Source organism: Neobacillus sp. PVCKKU3 (genome assembly GCF_058323225.1).
This window is the reverse complement of the sequence record NZ_JBLVQN010000009.1, coordinates 136,441-142,804: the sequence shown is the minus strand read 5'-3', so window position 1 is coordinate 142,804 and position 6,364 is coordinate 136,441. Positions and strand designations below refer to the sequence as shown.

General features: G+C 39.6%; 6 protein-coding genes. All 6 read left to right on the top strand.

The window, feature by feature from the left end:
- A partial coding sequence (locus ACNQGS_RS08670) for a carcinine hydrolase/isopenicillin-N N-acyltransferase family protein (protein WP_491486992.1) occupies nt 1–1,065 on the top strand: 1,065 nt, incomplete at its 5' end.
- A gap of 26 nt (nt 1,066–1,091) precedes the next feature.
- Nucleotides 1,092–1,832 carry a maleate cis-trans isomerase family protein gene (locus tag ACNQGS_RS08665; protein ID WP_491486991.1) on the top strand — a complete coding sequence of 247 codons (741 nt, stop codon included), beginning with the start codon at nt 1,092–1,094 and terminating at the stop codon, nt 1,830–1,832.
- 235 nt (nt 1,833–2,067) lie between these two features.
- On the top strand, nt 2,068–3,471 hold the full coding sequence (locus ACNQGS_RS08660; protein ID WP_491486990.1) for an NCS1 family transporter: 1,404 nt from the start codon (nt 2,068–2,070) through the stop codon (nt 3,469–3,471).
- Nucleotides 3,472–3,515: 44 nt separating this feature from the next.
- On the top strand, nt 3,516–4,892 hold the full coding sequence (gene allB / locus ACNQGS_RS08655) for an allantoinase AllB (RefSeq protein ID WP_491486989.1): 1,377 nt from the start codon (nt 3,516–3,518) through the stop codon (nt 4,890–4,892).
- 330 nt (nt 4,893–5,222) lie between these two features.
- The gene (locus tag ACNQGS_RS08650) at nt 5,223–5,450 is read left to right on the top strand and encodes a hypothetical protein (RefSeq protein WP_491486988.1); all 228 of its coding nucleotides are present in this window, start codon (nt 5,223–5,225) and stop codon (nt 5,448–5,450) included.
- Entirely contained in the window at nt 5,450–6,202 is a 753-nt protein-coding gene (locus ACNQGS_RS08645) for a hypothetical protein (protein ID WP_491486987.1), read from the top strand. The genes ACNQGS_RS08650 and ACNQGS_RS08645 overlap by 1 nt, the downstream gene beginning before the upstream one ends.
- Nucleotides 6,203–6,364: the final 162 nt, after the last annotated feature.

The following is a 6,364-nucleotide window of genomic DNA, read 5'->3' as shown; positions in this document are numbered from 1 at the left end:
AGAAAAGTGAAAATCATCTTAAACCTAGTAATAGTAGGGGCCATTTTTCTTATTTTTGGCTCCGATCACTCGGTATTAGCCGCTTGTACGATAATGGGAGCAACTGGAACAGCGACTCTTGGCAGGCGTGTATTTTTGGCATCTACCAGTGATAATCCTTACCTCGAAGGTCCGAGAAAACCTGTCGTTGTCACCATCCCAAAAGACGGGGGATATAAATTTGTGCATACCCCTTGCCTGATAAAAGATTCTTCCGGGGAACTGGTTGATATCGGTTCAGATAGGGGAATGAATGAAACGGGTTTTTCCTGGACGAGAGCATGGGTGGTTCCGAAAGAAGGGGAAGATCCTGAAAAATTAGATGCAGTTGATTGGTTTTTAAAAATGGGAGCAACGGTTTCGACGGTCGATGAGGCCATCACATTTGTGAAAGAGAATCCAAAGGGATTCGGCACTCAGGGGAATTACCTTTTTGCGGATCGGAATGGGAACATGGCTGTGGTAGAAGTTGGTTATAAGACGGTTACGGTGGCCGAAACCTTCACAAGTAAAGACAATGGAATTGCAGCAAGGGCCAATAGGTGGGAAACGGATCCGATGGTACCACTCGATGATAGCAAAAGAGGAAATACGATTCATTTTGATTCCTCTGAATTCCGTTATCATCGAGCGATGAATCTCTTAAAAGAAAACGCATCTCAAATTGATGTAGAAACGATGAAAAAACTAATTAGTGATCGAACTCCTGACCCAGGAACACCGCACGAAAAGTCGATCTCCAATCACGGTCTTCAAAGCGGTACCGTCAGTACCGAGATTTATGATCCACAAAACCTTACATTCTGGTATACATACGGCTGGCCAGATGGTGAAGAGGATCACGTCGATTCTGCTATCTTTGGTGAAAATAAAAACACCTGGGGCCAATGGATTCCGTTTGTACTAACTGAACTGGAAGAGGAAGGGTATTACACTGATTGGGCTGGGAACATCACTCCAATTGGGGCTAGATATTTAGGTAGGAAAATTGGCAATGTTGAGAGCGCTTTATTTTTAAAAAAATAAACCAAAATTACAGGAGGTAAATCAATATGAACGAACCTAAAAAAATCGGAATGCTGACACCATCTTCGAACACAGCTTTGGAGCCGATTTGCTCGAGAATGCTGCATGAAGTTCCGGAGGTAACTTGTCATTATAGCCGGTTCGAAGTGACGAAAATCTCACTGGAGCAGGATTCCTTAAGTCAATTCAATATGGAACCCATGCTTCGGGCGGCAGAATTACTGGCGCATGCCGAAGTTGATGTAATTGCATGGAACGGAACATCGGGCGGATGGATCGGCTTTGATGTAGACCGAAAGCTTTGCGAAGAGATTACGAAAAGAACAGGAATCCCGGCAACCACTTCCATGTTATCGCAAATAAGAGCATTCAAAGAGCATGATATTAAATCCGTCCACCTTGTCACTCCGTATATTTCTGAAATTAATAGATTAATTGCTGAACAATACAAAAATGAGTGTGGAATAGAAACGGTAAATAGTTCCGGACTTAATATTACACACAATCGTTCGTTTAGTTTGGTGCCTCAGGAAAGAATTGAAGAACAGATTAAGGAAGTAACTGTATCTCCAGCTGAAGCTTTAAGTATCGTTTGTACGAATTTTCCTCCAGTTGCTAAGGTTAACTATTATGAAGAAAAGTACAAAATGCCAATGTACGACACGATTAATGTGCTTATTTGGGAATGTTTAAAAATGGTAGATATAGATCCTGCCAAAGTAAAAGGGTGGGGAGCATTGTTTTCAAGGGCAACCGTAAACCAATAAATCGAAACCTCTCTTGGCAGGTGGTGGAAGGGCCATACATGCTGATGGTGCAGTAAGAATTGAAAACGCTTTATAAGGATGGATGAACACATACAAGAATCATTTAGTTGCCATAAGAAACTGGTGTGGATGGACTAGCTAGAACCCATATTTTGCGGGAACTTCAGGTGGTAATGAAATTCTCAACTTAAATCTGGCAATTAGGATCACTTTTTAAAATAAAGGGGGAGCTATGATGACAAGTCCAGTAATTCAGCCAAATCAAGAAAGTCAGATAACACAAGGATATGACATTACAGGTGTAGAAGAAAGTTTACGGCCAAATGACCCTGAAAAAAGAATCATGAGTCCACTAAGTTTTGGACTGGCGTTCACAGGGGATGGAGTAAGCCTAGGCAATATGGCGATTGGAACGGGATTGGTTGTGGCGGGAACTGCAACCATGAATTTCATGCAAACAATGGTTTCGTTACTTATTGCAACAACTATTATCGGTGCTGCTTTTCTAATGAATGACAGTTTTGGCTATCGCAATGGTGTCCCATATGTCATTCATTTAAGAATGGCTTTTGGGATGAAGGGTGCGATTCTTTCGTCCATCCTGAGAGGTGTTCCTGCAATCGTGTGGTATGGGTTTCAGTCGTGGATTGGAGCAACTGGATTAAGTGAAATCATCAGAATTTCAACCGGAGGAAAAATTAATAGTATTCCGATTAGTTTTGTTATACTTCTACTCATCCAAATTGTTTTATCTTTAAAAGGTTTCCACACCATTAAGTGGTTGAACTCTGTAATTGCCATCGTCCTTATGTCCTCATTTGTTTATGCAGCTGTAGTAGTTTTAAAAGACCATAGTGCCGTCATTCATTCCACCTGGGTAGAAGCAAAAGGAACATGGGGGCTCCCATTCTGGTCTTTCACGATGGCCTTCCTTGGCAACTACGCTGCGCTTTTCCTAAGTGCATCTGATTACTCTCGTGAATTGAAAGTAGGAGTATCAGCGCCTAAACGGTTTCTTATGTACTTTACTCCGGTTACGGTAACTTATTTTACGGTCATGAGTCTTGGCGTCATGCTTGCTGCCGCAACAGGTCTTGCGAACCCTGTTCAAGCGTTCGCAAAAATTGTTAACAATGATTATATTACCTTCATCGTTTCCGTTTTTGTTGTTCTTGGAGCTGTTGCTGTTAACCTGATTGCAAACATTGTTCCGGCAGCCTACATCATTCAATTGTTTACAAAAGTAAAATATAAAGTTTCAGTCGTCATTGCAGGCTTGCTTGCAATGGTATCATTCCCTTGGAAATTGATTCAGCCGGGTTCATCAGATGGACTCCGAATTTTTATCCTCACCTATTCTGCCTTCTTAGCACCAATCACGGCAATATTAGTCGTTGACTATATACTATTGCGGAAGAGAAAGGTTGATATTAATGAATTGTACAATCCGAATGGTCAATTCAGCGGCTTAAATATGGCTGCAATTATCGCCATGATCATTGGCGCGGCCAGTGCCTTTACTGTCGTCGATCTTGGCTGGCCGATTGGATTAGTAGTTGGCGGCATCTCCTACTACTTGCTGAATAAATATGGATTTAAACAATCTGTATTTAAAAAAGGAACCATTTTTGAAAAATAGAAAATTAACTTTCACCAGAAATATAATAGAAAGGATGAGGGGAAATGAAGTTTGATTTGGTGATCCAAAATGGAAGTGTCGTGTTAAAGGACTCTGTTGAAAAAGTGGATATCGGTATTAAAAATGGCAAAATTATTGAGATTTCCCAACATATTAACGATTCTGCCAAAGAATATGTCGATGCAACTGGTCAGTATGTCATGCCAGGGATGGTGGATGCCCATGTTCATCTTTCTGAGCCGGGGAGAGATTGGGAGGGGTTTGAAACAGGAACAAAAGCCTTGGCCGCCGGCGGAACCACTTCGATTGTTGATATGCCTTTAAATGGACTTCCAGCTACAACAAATAAAGAAGCACTTAGAGGTAAATTAAAAAGTGCGGAAAATAAAGCCTATGTGGATTACGCTCTATACGGGGGACTAGTACCCGGGAACATCGAGGACTTAGAGGATCTTTCCAACGAGGGAGTTGCCGCATATAAATGCTTCATGGCGACAACGGGCAGTGATGTAGTAGGGGACTTTAAAAACGTGGATGTTTACACCCTTTATCAAGGCATGAAGAAATTAGCCGAATTGGGCCATTTTTTATCGATACATGCAGAAAATGCTGAATTCACAGATCAATATGCCTTAGATAAAATCAAGCAAGGCAAGGTAACGATAAGGGATTATGTGGAGTCAAGACCTGTTATAGCGGAAGTTGATGCAGTCAGACAGGCGTTATTTTTAGGTAAAGAAACGGGATGCAAACTTCACTTTGTTCATATCAGCAGCAGGCAAGCGGTAGAGGAGATAATAAAAGCCCGCGAGGAAGGCCAGGATGTCACGTTGGAATCCTGTCCCCACTATTTCACGATGGATTTGGAAGCCTTTGAAAAAATCGGCCCTGCTGCAAAATGTGCGCCGCCATTACGCGAAAAAGAAGAGCAGGAGCAATTATGGGAAGCACTTTTGGAGGGGAAAATTGATTTCCTTACATCCGATCACTCCCCATGTCCGCCAGAAATGAAGCAAAGTGACACCAACAATATTTTTGAAATCTTCGGAGGGATCTCGGGCTGTCAAAATAATGTTGATTTAATGTTTGACGAAGCGGTCAAGAAGCGCGGCTTATCTGTACAGCGTTTTGCTCAACTGATTGCCACAAATCCGGCTAAGAGATTTAACTTGAAACAAAAGGGCAGTATTGAATTGGATAAAGATGCGGATATCATCCTGATTGACCCGAATCAATCCTATCAGGTAAGGAAGGAAGACTTATATTACCGTCATCAGCACAGCCCTTATATTGGCCGAACCATTGATTGTCGTGTCACAAAAACATTTGTGAGAGGACAGCTTGTATTTGATCTTGAAGCAGGAATCGTTGGTCGACCAGTGGGGAAATATCTTTCCGCTAATAGTTTGGTAGAAATTTAAAACCATATATAGAAAATAGAAGTGGCGTAGGAAGAATTCCTGCGCTATTTCTGTTTGTAAGGGATAGAAATTTGTTAAATTCATAATCTTAATCGTTATCTAGAGTCATTGTATTAAGTAGGACCTTTTTAATATAATCTGCTAATCTTTGGACCAGTCCGCCGGTTGATTAACGCTTTAACGCACCGGGGTATTGTCCCCGTTTCCCAAAAATCTATAGATTTTTATCAACTAAATTCGGAAGTTAAGATTAATCATTGCATATATTAAAAGGAAAAGGTTTAAGAAGCATATTTTCAGTGTAAATTGGAAATAAGAGGGTGAATAATATTGAAATTTTCTAAAGATAACAAGTATAATGGAAAAAAGAAACAAAAATCTAATATTGAGGTGACCAAAATGACACCACCAGTTCAGGGAATCCTTGATGATGCAAAGAAAGAAAAATTAGAAGTTCAACAGCCAAACGTTACTTCTTTCGAAGAATTGAGTACACAACACGGCCTGCCCCCCGCTTTTGGAAAATCACTCTCGGAAATTTTTGAGGAAGGTAAATGATGCAGAATATCAAAACACGTTTCAAAGATATATTGGAGCATGATTTTTCAAAGGCATCTATTTATTTAGATGCTTGTTTTATTATTAAGTCTCTAGAATCGAACCCTTCCTCGTTAAGGAGTAAGGTTAATTCTTTGCTTGAAAAATGGGGGAAATCCGAGGATATTCAAATTTTATTAAGTCCATACACAGCATCTGAAGTTATTCATGCAATTCTAAAAAACTGGATTTATAGAGCGATAGAATTAGAGTATAAAAAAGATCAAAAGATCGAAATGCATCCCCTTGAGAAGGCTGTTTATAATACATTTCCTGCAACTTCCATGCTTTATAGTTATACGGACAAAAACGCTTTGAAGCAAATGATACAATCACCAGAAAATAGCTATATTAACATTACTAATTTGCTTAAACAAGTAAAAAGCAATTGTTCAGACGAAGAACTTAATTCATTAGAATTTTATTATCAACAAGCGGTAAAGACGTTCTTAACTCATTTAAGTGGTTGGGAAACTTTAGGGCTTAGAAACATACATATTGTTGATATAAACCAAGAAATATACAGTAATGCTTTACAATTTATACAATCTTTACTTCTTGAAACAAACGATGCTTTTCACTTATCAAGTGCCGAGTTTTTTACAAAAATTAACCCTGAAACATACTTTGTCACTTTAGACAAAGATTTTGTCACAAACAAATTTAAAAATAGTGCTTCCTCATTATCTGCTAATATTATAAGAATAGCTTAGTTAGAGGATATTGCTATATTTGATTTGGCAGCCATAAGGCTGCTTTTCCCTTTATAGGATGGAATTATTTAAAATAGTAATATCTATGACAGGTAAAGATTGCCAAGCAACCAACGAGAAAATTGGGAATGTCCGTGGAACCTAAACTAAAAAGAGGTCAAA